Annotated in this window: 25 protein-coding genes; 6 read left to right on the forward strand and 19 right to left on the reverse strand. The window is 47.9% G+C overall.

Annotated features, from left to right (window positions below):
• Window positions 1–13: 13 nt before the first annotated feature.
• Complete coding sequence (locus MHI37_RS25155; protein ID WP_076337124.1) at window positions 14–631, reverse strand: ANTAR domain-containing protein; 618 nt, start codon at window positions 629–631, stop codon at window positions 14–16.
• 303 nt (window positions 632–934) lie between these two features.
• On the opposite strand from MHI37_RS25155, the gene nirB reads away from it, so the two are divergent.
• The 4 genes from nirB (at window position 935) to MHI37_RS25175 (ending at window position 5,688) form a co-directional block, all read left to right on the forward strand.
• On the forward strand, window positions 935–3,376 hold the full coding sequence (nirB, locus tag MHI37_RS25160; RefSeq protein WP_076337123.1) for a nitrite reductase large subunit NirB: 2,442 nt from the start codon (window positions 935–937) through the stop codon (window positions 3,374–3,376).
• A gap of 22 nt (window positions 3,377–3,398) precedes the next feature.
• On the forward strand, window positions 3,399–3,713 hold the full coding sequence (gene nirD, locus MHI37_RS25165; protein ID WP_076337122.1) for a nitrite reductase small subunit NirD: 315 nt from the start codon (window positions 3,399–3,401) through the stop codon (window positions 3,711–3,713).
• A gap of 135 nt (window positions 3,714–3,848) precedes the next feature.
• Window positions 3,849–4,625 carry a uroporphyrinogen-III C-methyltransferase gene (gene cobA, locus MHI37_RS25170; RefSeq protein ID WP_076337121.1) on the forward strand — a complete coding sequence of 259 codons (777 nt, stop codon included), beginning with the start codon at window positions 3,849–3,851 and terminating at the stop codon, window positions 4,623–4,625.
• A 115-nt stretch (window positions 4,626–4,740) separates the two neighbouring features.
• Window positions 4,741–5,688, forward strand: a complete 948-nt coding sequence (locus MHI37_RS25175) for an RNA methyltransferase (RefSeq protein WP_076337120.1) — start codon at window positions 4,741–4,743, stop codon at window positions 5,686–5,688.
• Between the two features lie 9 nt (window positions 5,689–5,697).
• Here the strand turns inward: MHI37_RS25175 and MHI37_RS25180 are convergent, their stop codons facing one another.
• The 14 genes from MHI37_RS25180 to MHI37_RS25245 all read right to left on the reverse strand — a co-directional run bounded on the left by MHI37_RS25180 (window position 5,698) and on the right by MHI37_RS25245 (window position 20,918).
• Window positions 5,698–6,513: an alpha/beta hydrolase gene (locus MHI37_RS25180; RefSeq protein WP_076337119.1), complete on the reverse strand. Its 816-nt coding sequence runs from the start codon at window positions 6,511–6,513 to the stop codon at window positions 5,698–5,700.
• Window positions 6,514–6,682: 169 nt separating this feature from the next.
• A complete protein-coding gene (locus MHI37_RS25185) occupies window positions 6,683–7,147 on the reverse strand; it encodes a divergent PAP2 family protein (RefSeq protein WP_076337118.1) in 465 nt (154 codons plus the stop codon).
• 102 nt (window positions 7,148–7,249) lie between these two features.
• Complete coding sequence (locus MHI37_RS25190) at window positions 7,250–8,095, reverse strand: MBL fold metallo-hydrolase (protein ID WP_076337117.1); 846 nt, start codon at window positions 8,093–8,095, stop codon at window positions 7,250–7,252.
• Between the two features lie 2 nt (window positions 8,096–8,097).
• A complete protein-coding gene (gene fetB, locus MHI37_RS25195) occupies window positions 8,098–8,862 on the reverse strand; it encodes an iron export ABC transporter permease subunit FetB (RefSeq protein ID WP_076337116.1) in 765 nt (254 codons plus the stop codon).
• Window positions 8,850–9,602, reverse strand: coding sequence for an ATP-binding cassette domain-containing protein (locus MHI37_RS25200; protein WP_083676280.1), 753 nt, complete (start codon window positions 9,600–9,602; stop codon window positions 8,850–8,852). The genes fetB and MHI37_RS25200 overlap by 13 nt, the downstream gene beginning before the upstream one ends.
• Before the next feature lie 363 nt (window positions 9,603–9,965).
• Window positions 9,966–10,955 carry a siderophore ABC transporter substrate-binding protein gene (locus tag MHI37_RS25205; protein WP_076337115.1) on the reverse strand — a complete coding sequence of 330 codons (990 nt, stop codon included), beginning with the start codon at window positions 10,953–10,955 and terminating at the stop codon, window positions 9,966–9,968.
• A 160-nt stretch (window positions 10,956–11,115) separates the two neighbouring features.
• Window positions 11,116–11,877 carry an ABC transporter ATP-binding protein gene (locus MHI37_RS25210; protein ID WP_076337114.1) on the reverse strand — a complete coding sequence of 254 codons (762 nt, stop codon included), beginning with the start codon at window positions 11,875–11,877 and terminating at the stop codon, window positions 11,116–11,118.
• Complete coding sequence (locus MHI37_RS25215; protein WP_076337113.1) at window positions 11,874–12,815, reverse strand: iron chelate uptake ABC transporter family permease subunit; 942 nt, start codon at window positions 12,813–12,815, stop codon at window positions 11,874–11,876. Before MHI37_RS25215 ends, MHI37_RS25210 begins: the two co-directional genes overlap by 4 nt.
• A complete protein-coding gene (locus MHI37_RS25220) occupies window positions 12,805–13,758 on the reverse strand; it encodes an ABC transporter permease (RefSeq protein ID WP_076337112.1) in 954 nt (317 codons plus the stop codon). Before MHI37_RS25220 ends, MHI37_RS25215 begins: the two co-directional genes overlap by 11 nt.
• A gap of 1,284 nt (window positions 13,759–15,042) precedes the next feature.
• On the reverse strand, window positions 15,043–16,056 hold the full coding sequence (locus MHI37_RS25225) for a zinc-binding alcohol dehydrogenase family protein (RefSeq protein ID WP_076337111.1): 1,014 nt from the start codon (window positions 16,054–16,056) through the stop codon (window positions 15,043–15,045).
• A gap of 14 nt (window positions 16,057–16,070) precedes the next feature.
• A complete protein-coding gene (locus tag MHI37_RS25230; protein WP_076337110.1) occupies window positions 16,071–17,015 on the reverse strand; it encodes an aldo/keto reductase in 945 nt (314 codons plus the stop codon).
• Window positions 17,016–17,102: 87 nt separating this feature from the next.
• Window positions 17,103–18,602, reverse strand: coding sequence for an altronate dehydratase family protein (locus tag MHI37_RS25235; protein ID WP_076337109.1), 1,500 nt, complete (start codon window positions 18,600–18,602; stop codon window positions 17,103–17,105).
• Window positions 18,595–20,091, reverse strand: coding sequence for a tagaturonate reductase (locus MHI37_RS25240; protein ID WP_076337108.1), 1,497 nt, complete (start codon window positions 20,089–20,091; stop codon window positions 18,595–18,597). The genes MHI37_RS25235 and MHI37_RS25240 overlap by 8 nt, the downstream gene beginning before the upstream one ends.
• Window positions 20,088–20,918 carry an amidohydrolase family protein gene (locus MHI37_RS25245; RefSeq protein ID WP_076337107.1) on the reverse strand — a complete coding sequence of 277 codons (831 nt, stop codon included), beginning with the start codon at window positions 20,916–20,918 and terminating at the stop codon, window positions 20,088–20,090. The genes MHI37_RS25240 and MHI37_RS25245 overlap by 4 nt, the downstream gene beginning before the upstream one ends.
• 179 nt (window positions 20,919–21,097) lie before the next feature.
• Here MHI37_RS25245 and MHI37_RS25250 point away from each other — a divergent pair, with 179 nt between their 5' ends.
• Window positions 21,098–21,928, forward strand: coding sequence for an AraC family transcriptional regulator (locus tag MHI37_RS25250; RefSeq protein WP_256710536.1), 831 nt, complete (start codon window positions 21,098–21,100; stop codon window positions 21,926–21,928).
• A 143-nt stretch (window positions 21,929–22,071) separates the two neighbouring features.
• Here MHI37_RS25250 and MHI37_RS25255 read toward each other — a convergent pair whose 3' ends face one another.
• The 3 genes from MHI37_RS25255 to MHI37_RS25265 form a co-directional block, all read right to left on the reverse strand.
• A complete protein-coding gene (locus MHI37_RS25255; RefSeq protein WP_076337105.1) occupies window positions 22,072–23,010 on the reverse strand; it encodes an EamA family transporter in 939 nt (312 codons plus the stop codon).
• Window positions 23,011–23,674: 664 nt separating this feature from the next.
• Complete coding sequence (locus tag MHI37_RS25260) at window positions 23,675–24,322, reverse strand: hypothetical protein (protein ID WP_076337104.1); 648 nt, start codon at window positions 24,320–24,322, stop codon at window positions 23,675–23,677.
• Entirely contained in the window at window positions 24,319–24,789 is a 471-nt protein-coding gene (locus tag MHI37_RS25265; RefSeq protein ID WP_076337103.1) for a hypothetical protein, read from the reverse strand. Before MHI37_RS25265 ends, MHI37_RS25260 begins: the two co-directional genes overlap by 4 nt.
• A 268-nt stretch (window positions 24,790–25,057) precedes the next feature.
• Here MHI37_RS25265 and MHI37_RS25270 point away from each other — a divergent pair, with 268 nt between their 5' ends.
• Window positions 25,058–25,930 carry a VOC family protein gene (locus tag MHI37_RS25270; RefSeq protein WP_076337102.1) on the forward strand — a complete coding sequence of 291 codons (873 nt, stop codon included), beginning with the start codon at window positions 25,058–25,060 and terminating at the stop codon, window positions 25,928–25,930.
• Here MHI37_RS25270 and MHI37_RS25275 read toward each other — a convergent pair.
• Entirely contained in the window at window positions 25,927–26,781 is an 855-nt protein-coding gene (locus MHI37_RS25275) for an AraC family transcriptional regulator (RefSeq protein WP_076337101.1), read from the reverse strand. The genes MHI37_RS25270 and MHI37_RS25275 overlap by 4 nt on opposite strands.
• Window positions 26,782–26,924 lie beyond the last annotated feature (143 nt).

Here is a 26,924-nt window from a genome sequence, read left to right on the forward strand (position 1 = left end):
CGCATGACCCCCCTTATTTCTGATCCTGTAAAATTTGATACACCTTAACGATTGAAGTAGCCACATCAACCATCCGTTTCCGTTCATTCATCGCTTGCTTACGCAGCACATCATAGGCTTCGGCTTCGGATATATTTTTTATTTTGCACAATATTCCTTTGGCCATATCAATCCATTTCCGCTCCTCAAGACGCCCCTCGAGCTGCTTTCTCTCATTATTCCATTGCAGCCTCTCAAAGCATTGCTTAGATCCAAAATGCAGTGCCCAGTGCAGCTCCTGCTCGCTCATCGAAGGCGTTAATATACCATCGATAGGCACATCGTCCTCGCAAAAGGCAGCGGACAGAGAAGCACTGCTCGCACTGCACCACCATAGCATCGGTATCGTCTTATGCTTTAGCAGCCTTGAACCCCACATTCGCACCTCATTCAGCGGCATATGCAAAATAACCGCATCCGCACTGCCCATCTGCAGCTCTGCTTTCTGCTCATCTCCTGCGCGCAGAACCTGATAGCCATGGGATTCAAGCTTATATTTTGGTGTTTGTTTTTTGAATAGCTCTTCCGACTGAGGCTCTACCAATGCCCTCCCTATTGCTGCACCATGATCGACTACCAACAAAGAACGCATGTAGAAGCGCCCCCTCCCATTCGACTTTTGATATCCCTGTCATTATATATAACACGAAAATCATGTTTTTGTCATTCTTAAGTTTTTCCTGAAGTATATGTCATGTATATTGACATGAGTTCGTCTGTTGTTGTATATTTACGTTATCAACCACATATCATTCACGAATACAACGATGTATTCGTTTGAAGCGGCAAAGAAGCCTGCTTTCGTTCTCAAGGGAGATGTACGTTTTCCCCTTTAGCGCGTAGCAGGCTTTTATTATTTTTATTACAGATAAAGTTTTGAGAGGAGAGAAATACAATGACTACATCTAAAAAGAAATTAGTGCTGATCGGAAACGGCATGGCAGGAGTACGGGCGATTGAGCATTTATTAAAGCTTTCTCCTGAAAGCTACGACATTACGATCTTCGGTGCCGAGCCGCATCCCAATTATAATCGAATCATGCTTTCCTCCGTCCTGGCCGGCGGTGCAGATATGCAAGAAATCGTCATCAACGACTGGAGCTGGTACACCGACAATAATATTACCTTATACACCGGACACAAGGTAACCAAGATTGATACCGAGCGCAAAAAAGTCACCTCGCACCTTGGCATTGAAGCGGCTTACGATGTGATCATTATCGCTACTGGCTCGAACCCCTTCATGCTGCCCCTTCCTGGCGCAGACAAAGAAGGCGTAATCGCCTTCCGTGATATCCATGATTGCGAGGTCATGATTGACACATCCAAGAAGTACAAGAAAGCAGTCGTCATCGGGGGCGGCCTGCTCGGAATTGAAGCAGCACGAGGTCTCCTCCATTTGGGTATGGAAGTTAACGTCGTCCATATTCACCCCTACTTGATGGAACGCCAATTGGACCTAACCGCCTCCAAGATGCTGCAAAGCGAGCTGGAAGCGCAAGGGATGCAGTTTTTATTGCAAAAAAGCACAGCTTCTATTAAAGGAAAAAAACGTGCTGCCGGATTAGCTTTTACTGACGGCACTGAAGTAGACGGGGATTTAGTCGTCATGGCTGTAGGGATCAAGCCAAATGTTGAGCTTGCCAAAGCAGCAGGGCTCGAAGTCAATCGGGGCATCGTTATTAATGACTTCATGCAAACGAGCATACCTGACATCTATGCCGTGGGCGAATGCGCGGAGCACAGGGGTATCGCTTATGGCCTTGTTGCACCGCTCTATGAACAAGGCGCGGTGCTGGCGAAACATCTAGCTGGTGTTGAAACGGCTGGTTATGCAGGCTCAGTCACCTCGACCAAGCTTAAAGTATCCGGCGTTGATGTGTTCTCGGCAGGACGTTTTGTCGAATCGCCCGGCACGCGCTCGCTAAAAATTCAGGATGATCTGGCAGGCACTTATAAAAAAATCGTTATTCAAGATGGCAAGCTCGTTGGCGCGGTACTATTCGGGGATATCTCAGACGGTGCTGAATTATTTGCTTCTATTAAGAAGGGTGAATCTGTTGCGGGACGTGAGAAGGAAATATTGCTTGGCATCTCATCCGATCTGCTAGGCCAATCCTCTGGCGGCAACCGACTCGAAGCGATGGCGGATGACGAAATTATTTGCGGCTGCAACGGCGTATCGAAAGGCACCATTGCTGAAGCAATCACGACCAAGGGCTGCAATACGGTAGGCTCCATCAAATCCTGCACGAAGGCTTCCGCATCCTGCGGCGGCTGCAAGCCGCTAGTTGAAGGCTTGCTTGCTCTCTACTCCGGCGATTCGACCGGCGAACCAGTTAAAGAAGGCATTTGCGGCTGTACCTCACTTAACCGAGATGAGATTGTTGAGGGCATTACAAGCATGCGCCTAATGAGCACCAATGAGGTTATGAACGTACTCGGCTGGCATAATGCTGAGGGCTGCACGAAATGCCGTCCTGCACTCAATTACTATCTGGGCATGCTGTATCCAGAAGAATACGTCGATGAGAAGGAATCCCGTATTACGAATGAGCGTTATCATGCGAATATTCAGAAGGACGGTACCTTCTCCGTCGTGCCTCGTATTTATGGAGGGGTAACCTCCCCTGCGGATTTGAAGAAAATCGCTGAGGTGGCCGAGAAATTCGAAGTACCGATGGTGAAGTTCACCGGTGGGCAACGGCTAGACCTGCTGGGTGTAAAGAAAGAGGATCTTCCAAAAATTTGGGCTGAGCTTGACATGCCGTCCGGACACGCTTACGGAAAAACGCTGCGTACCGTTAAAACATGTGTCGGCAATACATTCTGCCGATTCGGTACACAGGATTCCATCGGTATGGGCATCCGAATGGAGAAAGCCTTTGAGCGACTGAATGCTCCTGCTAAGGTTAAGCTTGCGGTATCAGGCTGTCCTCGAAATTGTGCAGAATCGACGATTAAGGATTTTGGCGTTATCGCCATTGATGGCGGCTGGGAGCTGCATGTGGGTGGAAATGGCGGTATTAAGGTAAGAGCAACCGAGCTGCTGACGATCGTGAAAACAGAGGATGAGGTCATGGAATGGTCCTCCGCCTTCCTGCAGCTATACCGCGAACAAGCACAATGGAATGAGCGTACAGCACAGTGGATTGAGCGTGTCGGTCTTGAGTACGTGAAGACAGCGCTCGAGAAGCAAGAGGATCGCCTTGACCTTGTGGCAAGGATCGAGAAAACGCTGAGCCTCACCACAGATCCTTGGAAGCAAATCGTAGAAACTGATGAGCTTCGCAAAAATTTCGAGAAATTATCCACTGCTCAGCCTGCGCAAATCTAGAACTTTTGGGAGGAATACACCTATGACAACGAAGCTGCTGGTAGCCAACCTATCGGATATCGATATAAAGGGATCACGCACCATCAAAATTAAGGAAACTGAAATCGCCGTATTTCGCCTGACTGACGGCAGCGTACTAGCCGTCGAAAATAAATGCCCACATAAGGGCGGTGTATTATCGGAAGGGATGGTGTGCGGCACAGCCGTACATTGTCCGCTCCACGATTGGAAAATCGATCTGCGCAGCGGCCGCGTTCAGGAGCCCGATGAAGGGTGTGTCGTCACCTTCGAGACGGAAATCGATCAAGTGAGCGGCTCTATATATGTAACGATTTAAGAGGACGTAACAATGGCGTACGTAAAACCTGATATAGCATTGGGCGCAAGCTAAAGAAACATCCATCCGTTGCTCCTTGCAGCAGCCAAGCCATTGAACACTAAAAATAGCGGTACGAGCCAAAGGGGGCAGCTTATGAGAAATATAGCGGTTGGCAAGGTCTATATTGTCGGAGCAGGTCCCGGTGATCCCGAGCTTATAACGATTAAAGCGATGCGCCGTATTCAGCAAGCAGACGTTATTCTATATGATCGGCTTATCAGCAAAGAACTGCTTGGTTATGCGAGCTCCCACGCGGAGCTGGTATACTGCGGCAAAGCACCAGGCGCGCATGCCATGTCGCAGCAGCATATTAATGAAGCACTTATCCATTATGCCCTAGAAGGAAAAAATGTTGTCCGATTGAAGGGCGGTGACCCGCTCGTCTTCGGAAGAGGAGCGGAAGAGGCTTTGGCGGTTGCAACACATGGAATCCCATATGAGATCGTGCCCGGTATAACTTCCGCAATCGGTGCTGCCGCTGCTGCTGGCATTCCGGTTACCCATCGCGAATATGCCTCATCCTTTGCCTGCGTCACCGGCAGTCGCTGCCACGGCGATAAAGCAGCCATTCGTTGGGATTTGCTTGCTCACAGCGTGGATACACTTGCTATTTATATGGGGGTCAGCGAGCTTCCTGCCATACGTGAAGAGCTGCTGAAGCATGGCAAAGCAGCCTCCACTCCTGTTGCATTAATTGAACGGGGAACAACTTCTATGCAGCGTACCATCGTAGGTACTTTATCCGATATTCATACCCTTGCCTTATCCATGAAGCTTTGCAATCCAGCACTGATCATTATTGGCGAGGTCGTTCATGTAAGAGAGCGTCTGCTGCATGCGGAGCAGCAAGCGGTCCAGCTCATTGGATGATCTCACGTGAATAGCCGGTTTCCTCCTTCCAGGGCTGTCGAAATGACAGCCCTTATTCATTGACGTATAATAGAAGCTTGTGCACGTAAATGAAAAGGATGCGACGAAACCGATCATGAATAAACAAGCACCGTTATTTATATATACGTATGGGTACCGTTTGGAGGAAACTGAGCTATGTCTGCTCGAAATGCGTTCATTTTTTGGAAAGCATACCGAAGCCGGACTCTTAATGAGCGATATTGCCGTTCATCCCGACCGCAGCCCATTTATGAGAGAACGAATTGAAGTCATGTATGAAGGCGATCATCTCGAGCAAATTTTGGAGCAGGTCAAGCAAATTGAGTTAAACGATCAGACCTTTAAGGTCATTTTCATAAAAATGAATGATTTGGCACCCGAGGACAAAATAGAATTCGATGAGCAGCGCAGCATTGAACGGGAAATTGGTGTTTATATCGAGGGTGAAGCCGATGTACGTCAGCCTGACAACGTATTTGGCATCGTCACTTGGGGCGGACGCTGGTATTTCGGCAGCTACCTTAAGAGCAAGGCGGTCTGGCTTACCCATATGCAAAAACCGCGCAGCTACTCCATCGCCTTAAGTACGCGTGTAGCACGGGCTGTAGCGAATATCGCTGTTCCAGTTCCGGCGAATATAACAGCGATTGATCCCTGCTGCGGTATCGGGACAGTGCTGGTCGAAGCGTTATCTATGGATATCAACATGATCGGACGAGATATTAATCACTTTGTCGTCCAAGGGACCCGTGAGAACTTGGCTCACTTTCATTTTCAAACCGAGGTGGTATGTGGTGATATTTCGGAGGTTGTTGATCATTACGATACCGCAGTCGTCGATATGCCTTATAATCACTTCTCTCATACCACACCTGAGGCACAGCTCTCCTTGCTGCAGCATACTCGCCGAATCGCTGACAGAGCCGTTATTGTAACGGTTGGCATGATCGACGAGCTGATTGCAAGCGCAGGCTTCACAATAGTGGATCGCTGTACCACTAGGAAAGGCAATTTTATAAGACAAATCATCGTCTGCGTCTAGCAGCCGCCGCTACTCTTTAAAATGATTAAAAGCGAGCCAAGAAGCGCACGCATCCGTCCAGCCACGCGTATGCTCCTCATCCTCAGCTAAGCCAAGGCCATGTCTACCCTTTGCATAAACGTGAAGGTCAAACAGCACATTATGTTTATGGAGCGCAGATGCAAATAAGAGACTATTCTCCACTGGAACTGCTCCGTCATCTGATGTATGCCATAGAAAGGTAGGCGGCGTATCCTCTGTTACGTTAGCCTCGCTGCTTAGCTGCTCTGCCGTCGCTGGCTCAGCGTCCTCGCCCAGCAGATTATTTCTGGAGCCAATATGCGTAAACGGCTCCTTAAGCGTAATGACAGGGTAACATAATACGAGTAAATCCGGTCTGCAGGACATTTGCTCGATCACATCTTCCGATTGCTTGTTTCCACTGTCATAGCTTGTCCCCGCATTCGATACCAAGTGCCCGCCAGCTGAGAAACCCAGCAGCCCGATTCGTTTCGGATCGATGCGGAATTGATCTGCCTTGTACCGTACGGTGCGAATGGCTCTTTGCACATCCAGCAGCGCGCATGGATATTGATAAGGCGCGACGCGGTAGCGCATCACAAACGCAGATATTCCGAGTCCATTTAACCACTGTGCAATTGGCTCACCTTCATGAGGAGCTCTTCCTCCATATCCTCCGCCTGGACATACAATAACTGCAGGACGATCATTCCCTTCCACGAGATATGGCGTAATTGCAGGACAATCCTCATCCGTATTTCCGAGCGCATAAGGCGCTCCATGCATCCATAATAGCTGCTCTGTCACTTTCTTTCTCCCCCTCATGCTTGCTCATAAAATGACAACTTCCTCCATTATATAACTAAGAAACCATCCATGCTATTTGTAAATAAATATAATCTTCGAAGTGCGTTATTTAGCTTTCCGCAACAAAAAAGGCTTAAGCCATAAAGGGCCTAAGCCTTCCCGTATTTCATCATCGAAGCTGCTTCGTTTATTTCTTATAGGCTGTTATTGCTCCCATAAAGCCAATCATTGCTCCAAGCAATGCCCCGGCTGCAACCTCTCGCGGCTGATGGCCCAAGCTTTCCTTCAACCTCTCACGCCTTCGTTTATGATGAATGCCTGGATGCTCACCCGCAAGCCGTTCAACATCCTCGTCCAAATCATTTACCTGCACCGCAATTTCACCAGCATGTCTGCGAATATTCATCGCATCGTACATAACAATAATGCCAAGCATCGTAGATATCGCAAAGACAGGCGTCTTCAAACCATACTTGGTTGCTGTATAGACAGCCAATGCAGACACACCGCTCGAATGTGCGCTTGGCATACCGCCTGAACCGATCATTTTTCGCATATCGCATTGCCCCGTGTTGGCATAATGAATCGGTACCTTTAGCAGCTGTGCCGTTCCTACAGCAGCAATTGCCGTTATAAGTCCTCTATTCGTCATAGGTATTCAGCCCTCCTTGCCCACCAGACTTATCTTATAATGCCCTAAGTCCTTTGTATTCATGTGGAGGCAGGCAAAGCTGACTTTATGGATCCTTATAAACTACTTCATATAAATAAAGCGCTCGCCGGGAGCGAACATATGGAACTTTTTAGCTGGGTAATGGCGGTAAATATAATCAACGAAATACGCTGGATTCTCATCATTGTGCGGAAACAAGCCATAATGCATCGGAATGAGCAAATCAGCATTAATTTGCACTGCAATTTCGACCGCTTCCCGGTAGTTGCAATTGCCGACAATACCCTGCCCTCCGCGAACAAAGTCACGTCCGTTAATAGGCAGCAGTGCAATATCGATCTGCTTGCTTTGCAGCCATGCCACCAGCTCTGGAAAACCGACCGTATCGCCTGCATGATAAAGATTGATATCCGCAAAGCTTGCGACGAATCCTAAAAATTTATGCTCTCCCGCATCATCATATTCAAATTGCTCATGCTTGGCAGCAAAGGCTTCAAGCCGTATACCGTCCTCAAGCTCCAACGTTTGTCCGTGTGAAATACCGATCAGCTGCTCATCACGCAGTCCCCATTCCTTGAGCAGCGCTAAATGAGCCTTAGATGCAATAAAAATTGTCTTCGCGGATTTTGCAATGGTCTGCAGTGTCAGCTTGTCCATATGATCCTCATGGTGATGCGAGATGACGACATAATCAACATCCAGACATTGTGATGGCGAAAGAGGGGATTCGAAGGCTCGACCCCAAGGATCGCCGCTCTGCTCATGAACCCAGTTCGTCAAATAAGGATCGAACAAAATCGTTTTCCCCTTCCATTTGACGAGAAAACCCTCCTGTCCCAAAGCCCATAGTGACAACGCTTGCTCTGGCAGCACAGTGCTGGCAATTTGCTTCTCTAATGCAATTCCGCTGTTATAAACCTTCAACATATCTATCCGCCCTTTTGCTCTAGATTTGGAATGCGCAAATCCTTCGTAAACCATTGACGATAGCTTAGCAAGCTCAGAATAATACTCGAAACGGCTGCAGAGCTTGCGAATGCAAACACAATTAAAATTTGATACCGTACCGCTTCTACCGGATTGGCGCCAGCGATAATCATCCCTGTCATCATCCCTGGAAGCTGAACGAGCCCCACGGTCTTCATGCCATCAATCGTCGGAATCATGCTGGATTTTACGGAGCGCTTCATAACGTCCTGAATCGCCTGCCTGGCTGTTGCTCCAAGCGATAGGAGCGTCTCAATCTCGCCTCTTGAGGCTTCGACCTCTCTTCTCATTTGGTTCAGCAGCAAGCCCGACACGACCATCGCATTGCCAATCGTCATCCCGCTGATCGGGATAATGTATTGCGGCGTCGCCTCTATAATTCGAAAGCCGAGCAGAAGCCCCATCATCAGCAGCTCTGTCGAGGTGATGGCAATCGCAATTTTCCAGACGATTCCGCTGAGGCCTTTTCCCCTTTTCGCTGCATTGTAGGACGCTATTGTAATCATGATAAGTAGTATTAATGCAATAAAGAGTGGATTGTTTGTGTTGAAAATGAATTGCAGCACATAGCCGACCAGCAGCAGCTGGATAGCTGAACGTACCGTACCGACAGCAATATCCCGCTCAAGCCCTAGCTTTTGCCATACAGAGACCAGCATCGTAATCATCACAAATAACAGTGTAAAGCTAAGCGCTAGGATAGACATGGCTGCTCCTTTGGCACAGGGGTCTCGATATAGCTTTGTGCAAGCTCCGTTGCCGGCTTCTCAAAAAAAGCAGCGGTTGCGCAGTTCTCAAGCAGCGTCCCCTCGCCCATGAACCATACACCTTTGCTTATCCTTCTCGCCTGCTCAAGATCATGCGTCACCCAAACTATCGTCGTCCCCTCTTGATGATGCCACTCCCCCAGCACCTGTTCAACCATTTCTTTGCTTGCTCGGTCGAGCGAAGCAGTAATTTCATCCAGCAGCAGCACTGCTGGTTTCAGTAGAAGCGAGCGGAGCAAGGCTATTCGCTGCTTCTCCCCGCCCGAGAGCTGCTCAGCGCTCTTGCCAAGCTCCAGATGGGCAAGCCCCAGCTTGGGCAGCAGCTGCTTTACCAGCTTATCGTCATAGGGAATGCGATGCAGCAGGCTGACCGTCCGCAAATTTTGTTCGATCGTGCCTTGCAGCATGACCGACTGCTGAGCAACATAACAAACCTTCATTCTCCATAATCTGGCGTCCATCTCTTGCTGCGAGACATTATGTAAACGTATCGTTCCTTCATCCACTTGATCAAGAGCAGCCAGCATCCGGAGCAGCGTGCTCTTCCCCTGACCAGATACGCCAAGCAAAGCGATCATTGACGGCTCCGTAATTTGTGCGGATACATTAGCGAATAAGGCGCCTTCTTGTGCATCACTTCTATTTCTTCTTAGCTTCTGTATTTCCAAAACAGGCTTCACGCTCACCCTCCCCTCTGCTTACTTCATATTATAGCGGCATTCCCGGAATTCGAAAATTGAAATATCGAACACATAGATATATGTGAACTAGAAATTACGTTGTGCGCGCTGCGCGAGAAGATCATTCTTACGATCGCTGTTGCAGCCAGATTCTTTGATTTCCTAAGACATTTAAAGGTTAGAATATGGCTGCAAAGGCGAACACTTCGTTTCTACAGAACGATCTTCTCGCTTCGCTTACACTTCATTTTTTAGTTCAACTTAAATATCATCTAATGTTCTCAGTATGCAGCAAAAAGACTGAGCGCCCACTGCCGCAGTTGCGGTAAGCAGGCGATCAGTCTTCACTGTCTTACTGAGCTATTACTTTATAGCTGCATCAATTTCTTTGACCATTTCCGCTACGGAGATCAGACCGCCGCCGGACAGGTACCAGAATTGTGGATCAAGGTAAACGATATTGCCTTCTTTGAACGCATTTGTGTTCTTCACTAGCTCATTCTCAATTGATCCTTTAGCAGCCGCGTCACTTCCAACAGCCGCATTGCGGTCAACGACGAAGAGGTAGTCTGCATTTTTCTCTGCTACGTATTCAAAAGTAACGCTTTGACCATGCGTAGAAACTTCAATCCCTGCATCAGCCGGAGTTACACCGAACACATCATGAATGACACCAAAGCGGGATGACGGGCCATAAGCGCTGATTGCGCCTTCGTTAGCCAGAATAATCAGGCCATTTTTACCGCTTGCTGCTGCTTTGTCATGCAATGTGCTAATAGAAGCTTCAATGGCTGCAAGCTCAGCTTCCGCTTCTGCTTCCTTGCCAAAAATTTGACCCAGCGTCTTCACATTGGCTGTAAATGAACCCATAAAGTCCTTATTATCAATCCCCATATAAATGGTTGGCGCAATTTTGCTTAGCTCTTCATAAGCGTCAGATTGACGACCAGAAATAATAATTAGACCCGGAGCAAGATCATTGACTTTCTCAAAATCAGGCTCTTTCAAGCTTCCAGTGTTTGTATATTTCGCGTCATTATATTTTTCAAGATAAGCCGGAAGGCTCGCTTTTGGCAATCCAACAATCTCTACACCTAGTTTATCCAATGTATCCAAAGTACCGAAATCAAAAACAACGACCTTGCCAGGATTAACAGGTACGACCGTATCGCCGAGCTGATGCGTAACTGTAATTTCCGTTAGCGCTGGCGCATCAGTTGCTGCAGGCGCCTCTGTCGATGGAGCGTTAGTTGCTCCGCTTGTGTTGTTGTTGCCGTTGTTCGTAGCGCCGCATGCTGCCATCACCATTGCAAAGATCACTAGAATAGCCAGTACAGGTAAAGATTTTTTCACTTCAATCACTCCTAAATATTTTTTTATTTAAAAACTTGAACATCCAAAATTAAAACTTGCTTGCTTACGCAAGGTGAAACGGCTGTCGCCGTCCTTGGGCGGCGCTGCGCGTTTCATTCCGGAGAAATATAGAGAAAATATCGCAAAATGATATACTTTCCTATATTTTAAAATAAACGCCGATACGATTCCCATTAATCAGTTCAATCGGGATATCCATATCATAAATTTCTTGCAGCACGGCGCTGTCGATGATCGTCTCGGTAGAGCCTTCCTTGACGACCTTTCCATCCTTCAACGCCACGATATAATCCGAGTAACAAGATGCAAAGTTAATATCATGAATAACGAGCACAACCGTCTTGCCAAGCTCCTCCACCAATCGCCGCAGCACCTTCATAATTTGAACTGAATGCTTCATGTCCAAATTATTCAGCGGCTCATCCAGCAATATGTACTCGGTATTTTGTGCAATAACCATCGCAATAAATGCCCGCTGGTTCTGTCCACCGCTCAGCTCATCGAGAAATTTGCTTTGCAGCTCCACTAGATCCATGTAGGCAATCGCTTCGTCTACCTGTACCCAGTCCTCCTTCGTCAGCTTGCCTTGCGAGTAAGGGAACCTCCCGAAGCTTACGAGCTCTCTCACAGTCAAACGGAGATTAATATGATTCGACTGCTTCAAAATCGATATTTTCTTCGCAAGCTCCGCGTTTTTCCACTCCGAAACTTCTTTTCCCTCAATTAGCACCTGACCGCTATCCTTCGTTAATAAGCGGCTGATCATCGAGAGCAGCGTGCTTTTGCCCGCTCCGTTAGGTCCGATAAACGAGGTGACCTTGCCTTTGGAAATGCGGACCGATACCTGGTCAATAACCGGCTTGCCGCCATATGCTTTAGAAACATTTTTAACTTCTATCATGCTTTTTTCTCCCTTAGCAGCAAATATAAAAAGTACGTTCCGCCGATGAAGTTGATAATAACGCTGACCGTTGTCTCAAACGTAAACACTCGCTCCACAATCAGCTGTCCGCCAACTAGAGAAATGATACTAATCAAAATCGCTCCTGGTATCAGATAGCGATGGCGATACGTTCGCATAAATTGATACGCAACGTTCACAACGAGCAAACCAAGAAAGGTGATCGGTCCAACTAATGCAGTGGATATGGCGATTAGAATCGCGACGATGACCAGCAGTCTTTTGACGACATAATCGTACGGAACACCTAAATTGACTGCATGCTCCTTGCCCAGCGACATAACGTCCAAATACTTGCCGAGCCGCTGCCCATAAAGGGCAACCAAGCCGATAATAATGATGGAGATGACCAGCAAATCCGTATTCACATTATTGAAGCTAGCGAACATTTTCCCTTGAACGATGAGAAACTCATTCGGGTCAATAAGCACCTGCATAAACGTCGATATACTGCCGAACAATGTACCAAGCACTAGACCGATCAGCAGAAGAAAATAAAGATTTCGTCCTTCTCTTTTGAACAGAAGCTTATAAAGCACTGCTACAAATGCAATCATGAGTCCGACTGATATATAAAAGTTGAGATACTTATTCGTGCTTGGCAGGCTCATCGAGCCGAAGGCAAAAATAACGAACGTCTGGATGAGCATATAAAGCGAATCGAGCCCGATTATACTCGGCGTCAAAATACGATTGTTAGTGATCGTCTGAAATATTAGCGTGGAGTAAGCAATTGCACCTCCGGTTATGACTATCGCCAGCACCTTCTTCAATCTTCTTGGCAATGCATAATCCCAATTGGGCCCAAGCTGAATGAATAGAAACACGGCTATTAATGCGACGGCCAGCACCGCAAGCAAACTTAATTTAAGCTTCATATGCCTTTCTCCTCATCAATAAGTAAAGAAAAATGACGCTGCCGATGACGCCGATCGTTAGACCGATAGGGACCTCATACGGGTAAATAATCAGTCGGCTGATCACATCGCACACCAGTACGAAAATTGCGCCAAGGACCGCCGTATGCGACAGGTTTTTTTTCAAATGATCGCCCATGTACAATGTCACGATATTCGGAATAATAAGGCCAAGGAATGGCAGCGTGCCCACGGTCAAAATAACGATTACCGATACGAGCGCCACGATAACAAGACCAATGTTAACAACAAGCTTGTGATTCATGCCTAGATTGGTCGAGAACTCTTCACCGAGTCCTGCAATCGTAAACTTATTGGCATACAGATAGGCCAGCACGAGAAGCGGCAGACTCACATAAAGCAGCTCGTAACGACCACTCATGACAAGCGAGAAGCTGCCTTGCAGCCATGAGGAAATATTTTGAATAAGATCATTCTTGTAGGCAAAAAAAGTCGTCACCGAGCTGATCACATTGCCGAACATCAACCCAACTAAGGGAATGAAAATCGTATCCTTAAATTTCAAGCGATCAAGGATTTTCATAAATAGAAAGGTACCCGCCAGCGCAAAGGCGAAAGCGATCAGCATTTTTTCAATTGTGCCGGCTGACGGGAATACCATTAAGGCAACCAGTATGCCGAGCCTAGCTGAATCATCCGTCCCCCCGGTAGTAGGCGAAACGAACTTATTGCGGCTTAGCTGCTGCATGATCAGGCCGGTAACACTCATCCCTACGCCAGCGATAATAATGCTGATAAGTCTTGGGATACGGCTAATCGACAACACCTGCAGCTGCTGCTCCGTTAAGCTGAACAGGTCAAGCGGCGAAATGTCCTTTACCCCAATAAACAGGGAAGTAATCGATAGTACAATAAGCACGGTAAAGAGATGCCATAGCTTCATAAAAATTCCTCGAATCATTATAAATAATATTATCAGAGATAATCATTCTCAACTAATGCTAAAAAAATACGCTGATATGGCTTCACATTTACGAAGTGATAACCGTTATCAACAACTTCCCCTATGTTACACGATATAAAATGTATCTGAATGGACTTTTCTGTTTTTGAGGATGGACTTTTCTGCACGAAGTAAAGGTGTGACGGGTTGGTGAACGAGGGGAAGGAGGGAGTAATTGTATATTATCGTTTTTCCCAGCCAGGTTAAGGACTGCTCTTTTCCGCTGTGCTGCAACGTCAATAAAATGCACGAAAAAGCTGTGAGCTGGCGGAATTCAGCATTTTTCACAGCTAAAACTAATCGTTCCGTTCGCAGCGAGGTTAGCTGTGCGAAGACACCAGCTTGTACATTATCAGCACCTTATTTCACTCTATTCTACGCATTCCCATACCGCTGATTAAAAATGCTCCCTGATACATAATAATCTCCGGCGGTCTGCCCTGATCAATGCACATCTGTAGGTTGGTTGGTTGGTGCGGGCCAACTGCTTCTATATTGCACTTTTTACAATCAAAACTGCTTCTGAGCGACTCGATAGAACGTAGAGTGTACTTTCTGCAATAGATTAGCCCTCCTGAAGGGTAAAAAGCTCAATAATCGACGGTTCTATTGTATTTTGTGCAACGTAGACCTGCGCATCGCGCTTTTCTACGTATTCCGTTGCACAAAGTACATTACTTTCCATCGCCGAGTTGCCGCCCGCCATCCACACACCAAGCGCGTATTGATTCACCATTACAAAAAAAGATGCGCTTTCGGCAGCCGAAGCTACCTCAAAAACTAATGAAATAATAAGTTAGTGGTGCACGCATTGCACTTTCCACAATCTAAACTGCTGCTAAGCAGTTCCATTGAGCTTAGAGTTTACTTTTCACAGACCTATTGATTATCCTAGTATTGGGTTAAGGGGAAGTATGCCCATTTGGCGGGAATGTGTGTGAATAGGTCTACTTAGTAGACCTATTCCAGCGTTTCAAGCTAATTTGGAGGATTTAGATCTATTTAGTAGACTTATTTCACCGCGGATCGGCATCATATGCCCATTTGGCGGGAACCTGTGTGAATAGGTCTACTTAGTAGACCTATTCCAGCGTTATAAGCTAATTTGGAGGATTTAGATCTATTTAGTAGACTTATTTCACCGCGGATCGGGCATCATATGCCCATTTGGCGGGAACCTGTGTGAATAGGTCGAACTTTCTATCGTAGTCGGCCATACCTTGACTATAATTCCACCATCGCTTTAATTACTTTGGACTCCGGCTTCAGATAGCTGTCAAAGTGACTGATCATCTCATTAAATGGAACACGATGGGTAATGAAGCTGTCCACATCAATACTGCCAGCTCTGACCGCCTCTTGAACTGCAGAAAAATCCTCAATTGTCGCGTTGCGGCTGCCCATTAATGTCATTTCCCGTTTATGGAAATCCGGATCATGGAAGGTGAGATCCGCCTTGACGAGACCTACATAAACAAGCTTGCCGCCATGCGCGACAAGGCCAAATGCATCCGTCATCGACCGAGCGTTGCCCGTTGCGTCGAAGACGACCGTCGGATACTCTCCGCTCGTTAATTCAGCTAGACGTTCCTTCGCACCCTGCAGCGCATTGACTGTCTCGTCGACCTTCGCCCATCTTTGGCAGAACGCCAGCCGCTCATCCTGAATATCCATGGCGATCACACGCGCCCCGCAATGCTTTGCAAAGGCCATAACGCCAAGCCCGATTGGGCCTGAGCCAATGACCAGCACGGTTTCCCCAGCACGAAGCTCGGAGCGGCGAACCGCATGTGCGCCAATACTTAGCGGCTCCAGCACCGCTGCCTGATCTAAGGTCAGCTCATTTGTCACAAGCAAATGTGTGACCGGCACAACGATTTTTTCCCGCATGCCGCCATCAATATGAACGCCAAGCACCCTCATATCGGTGCAGCAATTCGTTTTGCCATGACGGCACGCAATACAGCTTCCGCAGTGTATATAAGGAATGATGCTCACCTGATCGCCTGCCTGTATCAGGCCCTGCGGATCATCAGCCTGCTCTACAATGCCTGCCAGCTCATGTCCAAGAACACGCGGATAAGTGAAGAAGGGCTGATTCCCTTTGTAGGCATGAAGATCGGTGCCGCATATGCCGATTCTGCGAATACGAATGATAGCCGTTCCCGGCTGCAAAGCCGGCTCCTTCTGCTCTACTAACTTAAGCTGATCGATTTGCTCACATACGATTGCCCTCACCCTGCAGCTCTCCCTTATACGATAATCTTCGTATTGTATTCTTCTTGTCCGCTTACCCAGCTATGATTGTGCACTGGAGCTAAAATCGCAAGCACCTCTGCCAGCAGCTCTTGATCCAGCGGCTCGTCCGTCCATTCAATATTTTTGCGAATATTATCTGGATTCGCTGTGCTTACCAGCGTCGTCGGAATTCGCTCATTAGCCGTAGCGAATTGCACCGCAAGCTTAGCGATGTCCTCGCCTTTCGCTGTACAATGCTCTACTGCCTTCTTGCATGCAGCGCGCAGCTCTTCACCGGCGGGGTGCCAATCTGCCAGTGGCCGATGTCCAAGCAGCCCCATCGACAACGGCGATGCACTGACAAGCCCGACCTGCTTTTGCTCCAGCAACGGCAAAACTTCAAGCAAGGAGCTATCATTAAGTGCGTAATGGCAGTAAGAAAGCACCGCATCAAGCTCCGTGTAAGCAAGTGATTTCTCAAACACCGTTAACGGAAGACCGGATACGCCAGAGAAACGAATTTTCCCCTGCTGCTTCAACTTATCCAGTGCAGCGAATGCGCCCTCAGCAACCTGCTCGAATGGTACAAATTCGATATCATGCAAAAATAAAATATCAATGTAGTCGGTTTGCAATCTTTGCAAGCTCTCATCCACGCTGCTAACAATACGTTGCTCAGAGAAATCGAACTGATCTGCCCCATAACGCCCCGCCTTCGTCGTCAAGAAGAAACGATCGCGATCGATTTCCGAGATCGCCTTGCCGAGCACCGTTTCTGCCTTCGTTAAACCATAATACGGCGACACATCGATAAGATTAATGCCCATATCCACCGCTGTATGCACGGTGCGTATGCTCTCTGCATCATCGGTTTCTCTAAATACTGACCCCAGCGACGATGCGCCGAAACTGAGCGACGAAACCTCAAGTCCCGTCTTTCCAAGCTTGCGATATTTCACCAATACACACCCCCTATTATAAAAATCCTATTGTGTGGCCTGCGTACCTTGCTGCTAACTCATTGAATGAACAGTTTCACGCCACGTCTACAAAATAACGCCGTCCTTGAAAATCGCAATTTCCTTGAAGCCATTGCGCTCATTATGCGTTTGAATCTCACCCGAAGCAAGGCTGATCAGCTGCTCCCACAGCTCATCAGTCAGCGTCTCCATGCTCTTGTCCTCTAGCAGCTGACCAGCATTAAAATCGATCCAGTTTTTCTTGCGTCCAGCCAGCTCGCTGTTCGTCGCTATTTTCACCGTTGGAACCGGGCCGCCAAACGGCGTTCCTCTGCCTGTCGTGAAAAGCACGATATGCGCACCTCCAGCAGATAGGGCTGTTACCGAGACGAGGTCATTGCCTGGCGCCTCCAGCAGATTAAGACCGCTGCTCGTAATCCGTTCGCCATAAGGAACGACATCCTGCACGATCGCATGGCCGCCCTTTTGCGTGCAGCCGAGTGATTTTTCCTCCAGCGTGCTAATCCCGCCAGCCTTGTTGCCCGGTGACGGATTCTCATAAATTTCTTGATCATGCTTGATGAAATATTGCTTGAAATCATTGATCAGATGAACGATTTTCCCAAAAACCTGCTCATTAGCAGCCCGATTCATAAGAATCGTCTCCGCGCCAAACATTTCCGGCACCTCGGTCAAAATCGCCGTTCCGCCCGCTTCGATCAACCGATCGGATACCGCACCTACTAACGGGTTAGCCGTAATGCCAGACAAACCGTCCGAGCCACCGCATTTGAGGCCCAGCTTCAGCTTCGAGACCGATATCGGTTCACGCTTGAAGCGCTCCGCATAGCCTACAAGCTGCTCAACAAGCTCAAGCGCCTCCTCGATCTCATCCTCCGCCTCCTGCGATTTCAGAAACTTTACCCGCTCGTCGCTATGCTCGCCGATTGCACGCTTGAACGCATCAATCTGATTGTTCTCACAGCCAAGACCGATGACGAGAACAGCTGCCGCATTCGGATGATTCACAAGCGAGGCAAGCAGCTTCTGCGTATGAACAAGATCATCGCCAAGCTGCGAGCAGCCGAATGGATGGGCAAAATGATAGACGCCATCCACACGCCCTTCATAGAGAGCATGCGCCTTTCGAGCGATTATCTCGCATGTTTTATTAATGCAGCCAACCGTATTAATAATCCATATTTCATTGCGAATGCCAACGTCGCCATTTTCACGAACGAAGCCTTGGAAGCTGCGGCCCGCATCACGCGATTGTCCGATCACCTGCTCAGGAGCAGTCTGCTCGTAGGAATAATCAACAAATCCTTTCAAGCCCGTACCCATGTTATGCGTATGCACCCAGCTGCCCGGCGCTATATCCTCCTTCGCTACTCCAATGGAATAACCGAACTTCAGCACATGCTCACCCTGACGAACCGCGTGCGTCAGTACCTTATGCCCCTTAGGCACCTCATCTTGAAGCTCCAGCACAAGCCCTGCTTCAAGCGTCAGCTTATCTCCTTTGGCAAAAGGCTGCAGCGCAATAACGACATGATCATCCTCATGCAATCTGACCCAGCTATTCATTGGCGTGTCTCTCCATTCCTGTTATCTTTGCAGCCACTGCTCCAGCTAAAGCTGGCCATTCGGCAGACAAATCCCGTCCCCAAATGCTCTCTAAACTTAGCAGGCTCTCCATAATAAGCTCCTGAGACCAGCCCTGCTCCTGTCCTTCTGACCATACGGCAGCAATCGTTTCCAGCATGGCTGTATCATCCCGCACCGTATAGCTGGCACCGCTCAAGGTCTGTCCCTCAAAGCCAGCATCCGTCTTGTTCACCTTGTAGTAACGCAGCAAGCCTGCAAAGCCTTGTACAAGACCGTCCGGCAGCGCTCTGCCGTCTTCGGCATAATGCAGCAGGGATGGCAGCAATCTGACCTTGAATTTGCTTAAGCTGTTCATCGCGATGTCCGCTAGTCTATGACGTATGAACGGGTTCAGAAAACGCTCATAGACATCGCCCGCATACGCCTTCAGCTCCGACTCTGGAATCGCCAGTGAAGGAATAATTTCCGTCTCGACCGTCGTGCGCACCAGCGGACCGATCACCGAATGCTCCATCGCCTCCCGCACCTGCTCCATATCATGCAGCAGGCCAAGCGGCGTCATAAGCGTATGCGCTCCATTTAGAATACGCACCTTGCGAAGCTGGAAAGGCTTCAAATCCTCGACAAAGTGTACGTTAAGACCTGCTTTGCGCAGCGGCAGCAGCTCCTCCAGCGCTTCCTCTGCCTCAATCGCCCATAGGTGATAAGGCTCCGCCGTCGTTAGCATTTTATCGGAATAACCCCATTCGCTGAACCAAGCTTCTGCCTGCGCTTCCTCTGGATAGCCCGTAACGATGCGATCAACAAGTGAATTTAAAAATCGGTTATGCATAACGACCCACTCTTTGAATGCCTCAGAGTAACCCCAATCCTCGCTATAGCGCAAAATACAGCTGCGAAGCTCGTCGCCATTGCGCTCCAACAGCTCGCAAGGCAAGCATACTAAACCGCGCGCTGGATCTCCGTTAAAATGATTAAACCTGCGATAAAGCAGCTGTGTCAGCTTCCCGGGAAAGGATAGAATCGGCTGACCCGGGGTTAGCGACTCCGGACGATAGACAAGCCCCGCTTCTGTTGTGTTGGAAACGACGAGCTTCAAATCAGCATTTTCGGCTAGCGCTAGAAAGCTCTCCCATTCCGAATAAGGATCAAACGCGCTGCCAAATACCGAGATCACCTCTGCCCTCTCCACGCTCTTGCCATTCTCCAATCCGCGAATAACGAGTGTATAGAGCCCGTCCTGCTCTGCCAGCGCATCAATCTTCGGCTTGCCGCCTGGCCGCGGCTGTGTCACGACAACACTGCCTTCAAATAAGCCTTGCTTCCTGCATTCATGCAGCATCCAGTCGAAGAAGCCGCGCAAAAAATTGCCTTCCCCAATTTGCAATACCGTTGTCTTGGCCTGTTGTGCTTCCTCATATAGACGAGTTTGTTCCTCATTTAATTGATTATGATTTAAAGTTGTCATAGTTGATAAAACTCCTTCGCATTTAGTCCAAATAATCTATCCCGCTCCGCCTCGGTCCACGACTTAGGCAGTGCCTGCTCCAGCACCTCAACCAGCTCATCATAGGTTGCCGCAAGCAGGCTGACTGGCCAGTCGCTGCCGAACATGACTCGATCTGTCCCGAATACATCCAATACATGCTCAATATACGGCTGAAAGTCGCTCGGCTTCCAGCTGCTGTGATCCGCCTCCGTCACCATCCCCGACAGCTTGCAATAGAGATTAGGATAGGTGGCGATTTGGCTCATTTGGCTTTTCCAAGGCTCAAGCACGCCATCCTTGATCAGAGGTTTGGCGATATGGTCAATGACCGCGCGCAGCGTAGGTACCTGATCAAGCAGCTTCACGAGCGGCTCCAATTGATGCGACACGACCAGAAAATCCACAGGTACACCCTTCTCAGCGAAAAAAGTGAGCGCTTCCACAAAGCTCAGCTCCAGAATGGCGTTTGCGTCGGGCATATCCTGTATCATGATCCGAAACCCTACAAATTTGGGATGCTGCGCGAAGCGCTCATAATGACTGCGATAATCAGGATCTGCAAGATCGAGCCATGCGACAACGCCTAGAATCGAATCCTCGCCTTCACTGAGCCGCAGCAAATAATCAGTCTCTGCGAGCGTCGCTGCCGCTTGCACAACGATTGATCCATCCAGCTTATGTTTATTTAAAAGAGGCTCCAAATGCTGCGGCAAAAAATCTCGATACAGCACCGGAATATCCGGTGTTATCCAGCCGTAGTCTCCTCGTTCTATGCTCCAATAATGTTGATGCGAGTCCAATCTCATCTCTTCCGCCTCTTTTCTAGCAGATTAGGTTCCTCTTCATTATAAAAAACAATATCGATCTCTGAAATAGCTAATTGACGCATATTTGTACTCTTTTTTGATATTTGATACAATCAGGCTGACAAATGCTCCAAGTGAGGTGAAGCCTGCTGGATCCCTACCGCAAAAGATTCGACGCCCTGACTCCATTTCCATTCGAATGCGTCTATCGAGATACGAAGAGTGCGCAGAATGAGCTCCCCGATCATTTTCACGATTGGTATGAGCTGGTCTACATTTATAGCGGCAAAGGCACCTTCTTTATCGATCAGACTTTTTATGATGCAGCTGCCGGTGATGTTTTTTTAATTCCCGGCAATACGATCCATCGCTCGTTTCCCGATTCCGAAAATCCAAAAACATCGACGGCGCTGTTTTTCAACGCTTCGCTCGTTCATAACCCTCCACTTGGCGAGTCCTTCTCTTATTTGCGCTGCTTCGAGCAAGCTAAGCGCCGCAAGGCATACCGGCATCAGACAGCCGCGGCTGACACGAGTCAGCAAATCGTCGCTTTAATCGATCGTATCCATGCGGAGGAGAAAGACAAGCTGCCGGGCTATCGCCAAGCGGTGCTGCTGCATTTGCAGCAAATACTGCTTATTCTCGGCAGAGCCCTTAATCCGGCAGACGCAGAGCCAGCTCTATTCTCGTCAGCGCCAAGCTGGATGACGTCTATATTGACTTATATTGATGAGCATCCAGGCAATCCTCTCGGGCTGTCACAGCTGGCCAAGCAAGCATCGGTCACCCCAGCCCACTTCTCGCGCGTGTTCAAGAAGCTTACCGGCATGAACGTAACGGAATACGTCACAACCAAACGCATTATAAGGGCCAAGGAGCTGCTCATGGAGAGTGATGCCAATATTTCCGAGATCGCCGAGCAATGCGGCTTTGAAAGCCTTCCACATTTTCACCGTATGTTCAAAAAACTAACAGGCATGACTCCCTCGTATTACAAAAAGAACGAATAATAGCAACCGACATCGGTGTCGTCCGTATTCGCCCAAGACAACAGTAACGGCTGTTATGAACAGAAAAAAGCTGCACCTAAGGCTCTCGAACCTTTAAGTGCAGCTTTTTCCTGTTTACCTACGATCTGAAATGATCCTTCATTTTAAGCACCGAACAATCGCATGAGCAATATGCCTGCAAAAGCCAGCGTGATGCCAGTAACCTCCGTACGTGTAAACTTTTCCTTTACAACAAAGCGCGTGTAAAGAAGCACGATGAGCACATTAAGCGCAGTAACTGCGGATACGAGCCCAGCTTTGCCAAGATCAAAAGCCGTTACGATAAACATCATCCCAACTGCATTCGTGATGCCAATAGCCAGGCCGACGAGAAACGTTCGTTTGCTGCTCCAGCCTACCTGGCCCACAGCGCCTGCAGCGCTCGCAGCATGCTCCGATACCCGAACCTCGCCGCCTCCACCATACTGAAGCGACTTTACCTGCTGAGCTCGTTCTTTTTGCAGGTCCTTCAGGCACCATATGCCAAAGCAAGCTGCACCCGTCACAAACATAAAGAACATCGTTGGAAATAATTCTGCCTCCATTAGTGTCGACCATTTGCCCGATAGATCATTGGCTGCAAACAACAGCATTGCCAGCAGCCCCCACTGTGCGCCCTGCAAATTTCGCAGAGAAATATCATTTGACATCCGAACGAGCAGCACGCCGCCAATAATGACAATAAAAGCAATAAGCTGCATGGCGTGAAGCTTCTCCTGCCATAATCCAAAGGCAACAATGACAACTACAACAGACGGCAGTGCTGTCAAAATCGCGACCAGCGATGCTTTGCCGACTGCAAATCCCTTAAACATGCTCGCATTCGCTCCAAAGGAGAACAAGCCCATCTGTATTCCGATCAGCGCCGCCACCGTCCAGTTAGACGAGAAGACAAGCGCACAGATTCCATTAATGATCGCGCCCATTGTGAATGTTCCGCAAAGCAATAAATTGCGACTCAGCGGCTTCTGACTCGTCCAATGATATAAAATTCCCCGCAAACCAAAGCATATGGCCGCGAACACCGAATAAGTAAGCCACATAATAACCAAAAGCTCCTTCCATCTTCCATCCATATCGGATGATCAAACATAATAGTCCCTATCATATCAAGCTATAGCCAATTTGTCTGTACCAAAAAAACATACAGTAATCCAGGATATATGAAATAAAATATAGTAATGGATAATTTTATGTATCCACCATTCGGATTTACCGACCTACACAATTTTATCGGTAACTTTACGACATACATCTTGGAGCAAACAACGATTAAAGCACTTTTAAATATCGGAGCATAATAAACAGAGCCATCCTATCGCTGAAAGCAGCGTGAATGGCTCTTATTGGTTTTCAATTCTCTGAGCTAGTGTGCGTCGCTTACCTTTCTGTAACGTATCGATCCAGCAATTGCATAAGCTGCCTGATGGATCGATGGTTGGTTGGTGCCAGCCCACCCGCTACTCCTACATTGCACTTTTTACAATGTAACTGGCGTCTGACCGGCTCACCCGAGCCTACATTGCACTTTCTACAACAGATTCGTCTCGATGAAGGCTAAATAAGCCAATATGGCGCGATTCTATTGCATTTTCTACAACGTAGCTCCGATAACCTCACTTTGTTACGTATTCCATTGCACAAAGTACACTACTATTCTAAATATGACACTTCGAAACCGTACTTTATTAAAAAACCAGCTTACTTTCACCTATTCATATCGTTATCCATATCCATATCCGTACCTGTGTCCGTATCCACTCTAATCTCCCTATGCTCATCATCCAGCTCATACAGCAGCTGCCCCTGTGCATCGTATGCGGACAACCTTCCAGTCTTAAACTGCGGCAGCCCTTCATCTGAGTTACGAACAGAACGTGCCGCCTGATAAACCCCGTCCTTGATTTCCGCATTCTGCTCCAAGCCATCCCACCAAGTAACCTGCAGTCTGCTGATCTGAGGATCATTTAGCTCTCCAGCATAATAATAATGCCGATTCTTGCCAAACGTTGAATACCCTCCCTTGAAACTGAGCAAAATTTGCGGATCCAGAGGCATGACCGATCCTCCGTGATGGCTCCAAATGAAGCCCAGAGAACGTTTCACAAAAATATTATGATAGAGGCCATGCTCATGATCGACCATTTGCAGCAGCTCATACCCGTGTCCAATCTTCGTTCTGGTCGCAATTGGAGCAGCAGGCGTTTCCATGTTGTTCAGCTCCGTTTGAATAACTTTCTCCAATCGAAATCCACTGTTTCCGGACATTGCTTTAAAAATAATGAAGAACGAGAGCAATAGGAGCAGCCACCGGATCAAATGACCAAGCAAACCATTCTTTCTCATATTCATCATCTACTCTCCCTCCCTTCTTCAAACGAAACCGGAAAGGAGATGGACTCACCGTAGGCTTCTCGGAAAATAGTAATGCTCTTCAAGCCTTCAGGCACCTGTTTAAATGTAAAGTAACCACTCGATTTGAAAATACTCGTTGATGCTCCTGCGGATTGGTGTTCGAGCACTTCATTGCTATCTGTAATGATCTGAATGTTATTAGGCAAGTTCGGCCACGACAATAGACCCTCCGACGTCATGTACACAATCAGCTTTCCATCACCATAAATGACGCTATCCACTGTAAACTTTTTCTTGAAAAATGTTTGCTTATCTGCATTCACCTCATAATAATAGCCCTGTTTCTTAGCCTCTTTTACCTGTGGGTCCCGATCAAACCAATCGATAGCTGGAAGCACCAGAAGTAGAGCAAAACCTCCCACTACAACAAGCAGCAACCATTCTATTCTACGTAATGTATTTCTCATGGAACCTCCCTTTAAAAAAGATCTACCTAAAAGTTAATTACTTTAAATAAGTTACTTTCATTTAGTAAACGAGTGTGATACGATATGCTTATAAGAAATAGATTGGTCATCGTTATAAAATGAGCATTGCTTACGACGGCGTTTTATCGTTTGAGCTATGTGAGTTTCTTTTTCCATTATTGTACATGATATATCTATCTGGAACTATGCCCTTAACGATAAATCCTCAATTTCCATCGCTTCACAACAACTATTAGGAGGTCTTTTTATGACAACATTCTTGGATCAAAACATTACGCTAGGCGAAGTAAAGCTAAAGGTTAGTCAGCTTGATCGGTCGATTTCTTTTTATACGGAGGTCGTTGGCTTAAAGGTGCTTCAGCATGACGCGGCGAGCGGAACAGCTTCCTTTACCGTCGATGGACAAGATACGCTGCTTGTACTTGAAGAGGTGCCTAATGCGGTCATTCCACAAAAAAGGGCAAATGCGGGGTTGTACCATTTTGCTATATTGCTGCCTGATCGTCGTGCCCTATCGCTCTCCTTGCGCCATTTGATGCAAAGCGGCATTCATATCGGACAGGGAGATCATCTAGTGAGCGAGGCACTCTATATTTCTGACCCTGACAATAACGGAATCGAAATTTATGCCGATCGCCCACGTGAGCAGTGGCGTCGCGACGCGGGCGGCAATTATGTTATGGCAACTGATCCACTCGCTTGGGAGAGCTTGCTTGCAGAGAGTGAGGGGCTGGAATGGAGCGGCTTGCCGCTAGGGACAATCATTGGGCATGTGCATCTCCATGTTGGAGATTTGAGATTATCAAGGGCCTTCTATGAAGGCAAGCTTGGCTTTGATGTCGTTGGTGATTATGCGCAGATGTCTGCTGTTTTCGTCTCCGCGGGCGGCTACCACCACCATATTGGCATGAATATTTGGGCAGGGACAGGCGTTGTAGTGCCTCCGGCAAATACCGTTGGCTTATCGTATTTCACCATTGTCTTCCCAAGTGCTGCAACGCGTGAGACGCTGCTTGATCACCTGCGCAGCACAGGTGTCGACGTCTCAAATAACGGCAGCGCCTATGTGGTGCATGACCCTGCAGGCATCGCGATTCACCTCGCAGTTAAAGCCGCTTAATGAGAAGTCGTGCCTTGTCCGTAAATCGTTCGGTACATTTTCGGAGATACAGTCTCGGCTGAACGAAACACACGTATAAAATAACTCGCTTGTGCGAATCCGCACCGAGCCGCAACCTCTGTCACGGATAAAGCCGTCGTCGCCAGCAGCAGCTTCGCTGCATCGATACGGCATTCCGTGACATAGTGATTCGGCGTCTTTCCCATCACCTGCTGAAACAGCCGCAAGAAGTGATACGAGCTGTAGCCCGCCAGTGCCGCCATCCGCTCCAAGCTCCACGGCTCCTCACATTTATACCGTATTTGATCCGCTGCTACCCGAATCGCATTTTGCTTCTCTAATGCGGAAGAACCCTCCAAACGCTCTGAATGCTGTACGAGCTCAACCAATATTTCGTACAGCAGCGCAGACAAGCGCGGCTCATTGCCCGTCTCGAATGGACTGCACAATGCATACATTTCCTCCATCAGCTCCTTGAACCTTTCACGATTAGAGAACGTAAACAGCCAGCCGCCAGACTCATCAGCCTCTCTTAGCATAGGCAGCGGGATCTGTGTTTCAAAATGAATCCACCGCACATCCCACGGATCTTCCACGCTTGAGCCATACTGCTGAAAAGCATGCTTCGGATACAAAAAGCCGTCGCCAGCTCCAAGCTCCAGCCGTTCACCGCCACTGCCGCTGCGTACATAGCCGCTTCCCTTATAAATCAGATGCAAATTATAATGCTTCAGCTGCCCCTGCTCTCTTCGCTCGGCATGCTGAGGGAAATCCGTGTAGCGACCAATTAAATCGGGATAACATACATAATGGGAAAAAGATGGATTGGGGATAATATAATGCTTGATCATCGCCGCCGGCTCCCTTCTTTAAGTTCGCAATATTGTATCATAAATCGCAGGATATTGTCATTTACGCCAATTCTTATTGATTTTACAATTAAGAAACATACTAATGATTCGCAATATATTCTTATATTTAATCAATCATTTTA

Origin of the sequence: Paenibacillus sp. FSL H8-0548 (assembly GCF_038630985.1) — a bacterium.
Taxonomy (GTDB): domain Bacteria; phylum Bacillota; class Bacilli; order Paenibacillales; family Paenibacillaceae; genus Pristimantibacillus.